General features: G+C 60.4%; 4 protein-coding genes. 2 read left to right on the plus strand and 2 right to left on the minus strand.

The window, feature by feature from the left end; genetic code table 11:
• Positions 1 to 604, plus strand: a 604-nt coding sequence (locus DA915_RS20785; protein ID WP_371412722.1) for a 3-dehydroquinate synthase, incomplete at its 5' end; no start/stop codon positions are given.
• 21 nt (positions 605 to 625) lie between these two features.
• Here the strand turns inward: DA915_RS20785 and DA915_RS20790 are convergent.
• Together DA915_RS20790 and DA915_RS20795 are read right to left on the minus strand one after the other, a co-directional pair.
• Positions 626 to 1,159 (minus strand): adenylate kinase, encoded by a 534-nt coding sequence (locus DA915_RS20790; protein ID WP_107677185.1) that lies wholly within the window; start codon positions 1,157 to 1,159, stop codon positions 626 to 628.
• A gap of 102 nt (positions 1,160 to 1,261) precedes the next feature.
• Positions 1,262 to 1,543: a BolA family transcriptional regulator gene (locus DA915_RS20795; RefSeq protein ID WP_107677186.1), complete on the minus strand. Its 282-nt coding sequence runs from the start codon at positions 1,541 to 1,543 to the stop codon at positions 1,262 to 1,264.
• A 114-nt stretch (positions 1,544 to 1,657) separates the two neighbouring features.
• Here DA915_RS20795 and DA915_RS20800 point away from each other — a divergent pair.
• Positions 1,658 to 2,120, plus strand: a 463-nt coding sequence (locus DA915_RS20800) for a J domain-containing protein (protein ID WP_107677187.1), incomplete at its 3' end; no start/stop codon positions are given.

The raw sequence follows: 2,120 nt of genomic DNA on the forward strand, positions 1-2,120 counted from the left end.
GGCGGTGCTCGATACGCTGAGCCCGAGGGAGTTCCGCGCCGGTTATGCCGAAGTCGTCAAATATGGCCTGATCGACAAGCCGGATTTCTTCTTCTGGCTGGAAAAGAACTGGGATGAAATCCGCACCGGCGGCCCTGCCCGCATCCAGGCGATTGCGACCAGCTGCCAGGCCAAGGCCGATGTGGTGGTGGCCGACGAGAAAGAAAACGGCGTGCGCGCCCTTCTCAATCTCGGCCACACCTTCGGCCATGCGCTGGAAGCGGCGACCAATTATGACAGCAAGCGGCTGGTTCACGGCGAAGGCGTCGCCATCGGCATGGTGCTGGCGCACCAGTTCTCCGCACGCCTGAACCTCGCAAGCCCTGATGATGCGGCCCGCGTCGAAGCGCATCTGAAGGCAGTTGGCCTGCCGACAACGATGAAGGATATTCCCGGTGAACTGCCGCCGGTCGAAACGCTGATGACGGCGATCGGGCAGGACAAGAAGGTCAAGGGCGGCAAGCTCACCTTCATCCTCACCCACGGCATCGGCCAGTCCTTCGTGGCCGATGATGTGGCGGCGTCCGAGGTGCAGTCCTTCCTGTCGGAGAAGCATCCGGGTTAAGTTATCCCCGGCGCCACTCGGTCAAAAGGCGCCGGTCTCGCTGGCAAGGCGTCCTATCGTTTGCAGCGGCATCGTCGACACATCTGCGCGCCTTTGAAGGCGGATTTTGCCGCCGCCGAAGGTTTCATAAAGCTGCAAATGTCCCGCAAAGGAGGATGACGTCGTCCGCGTCCAATAATCTCCTGCCCAGGCCAGAAGTGCCGCCTGATCGCTTTTGGTCTCGCCGTGCTGCGCTCCGCGCCGCAACAGGCCCTCGCGGCATTCTGCCCAGGGGAGGTCGAGCCATATCAGCACCTTCGCGCGCGGCAACGCCGTTTCAACCAGCCAGCCATAGACCCCTTCGATGATCCAGTCGCTGGTATTGGCATGCCGGGCCACCAGAAGTCTGGCTTCCGCCTCGTCCCGTTTGCGGCCATCCTCCTCCCAGTGAAGGCGATCGAGATCGTAAAAGGGCAACTTCAGCGCCGAACCGGCTTTTGCGGCGAGACTGCTTTTGCCGGATCCGCTGTTGCCGATGATGGCGATGCGGAGCGAAGGGCTGGCTGCTATCGACATTTGGGTAATCCGTCGAGTTAAGGTTCTCTCTTGGAATGCAGAATCTTTGCACCAACTGGATTTTTAGCCCGGAAATACGAAAGCAATGTTGCGTGGTTAAAACTAGAACCGCACCGCTTCCCCCGGCGCCGCCGCCTCGATCGCCAGGGCATGCAGCCCCGCGTCGAGTTCCGGCTTCAAAAGTGCGTTGATCGCCCGGTGGCGTTCGACGCGAGACTTGCCGGAAAAGCTTTCGGACACTATCTGAACACGCATATGCGTCTCGCCTGTGCCGGTCATATCCGGCTGGTGGCCCGCATGCATCTGGCTTTCATCGACGACCTTCAGGCGCTCGGGTGAAAAGCTCTCCCGGAGCTTGGTTTCTATGCGTTCTCGCAGGGACATGCGACGGGCTCCATTCTCGTTGGCTGGTCTTGAAGGGGGCTACCTAAAAGCCAGCAACATTCCGCTTTGTCAATTCTTGTTGTGCAGCTTTTCGCACCCCATAATCAGGGCATCATGAAACTGGATTCGAAATATTTCGATCGCATCCGCACGCGCCGGAAAAGGGAGCGGGAACCTGAGGTTCAGGCCCCCACCTGCCAGTGGGACGGATGCGATAAACCGGGCATTCACCGGGCACCCGTCGGCCGCAATGCCGAGGGGCAATTCTTCCTGTTCTGTTTTGAGCACGTGAAGGAATACAACAAGGGCTATAATTATTTTTCCGGCCTCTCCGACAGCGAGATTGCCCGCTACCAGAAGGAAGCGATCACCGGTCATCGCCCCACCTGGACGGTCGGCGTCAACAAGACGGCCCGCGACAGCCCGCTGCATTCCACGCTGCGTTCCGGCACGGCCAGCGGCAATGCCCGTATCCGCGATCCTTTCGGCTTTGCCGGCGGTTTTGCGGGCGGCGCAAAGGCAGGCGGCACCCGCCTGCAGCAGGGCCGCAAATTGAAGACGCTGGAGGCAAAAGCCT

The sequence above is a fragment of the Agrobacterium sp. LAD9 genome (assembly GCF_003031125.1).
Lineage (GTDB): Bacteria > Pseudomonadota > Alphaproteobacteria > Rhizobiales > Rhizobiaceae > Agrobacterium > Agrobacterium radiobacter.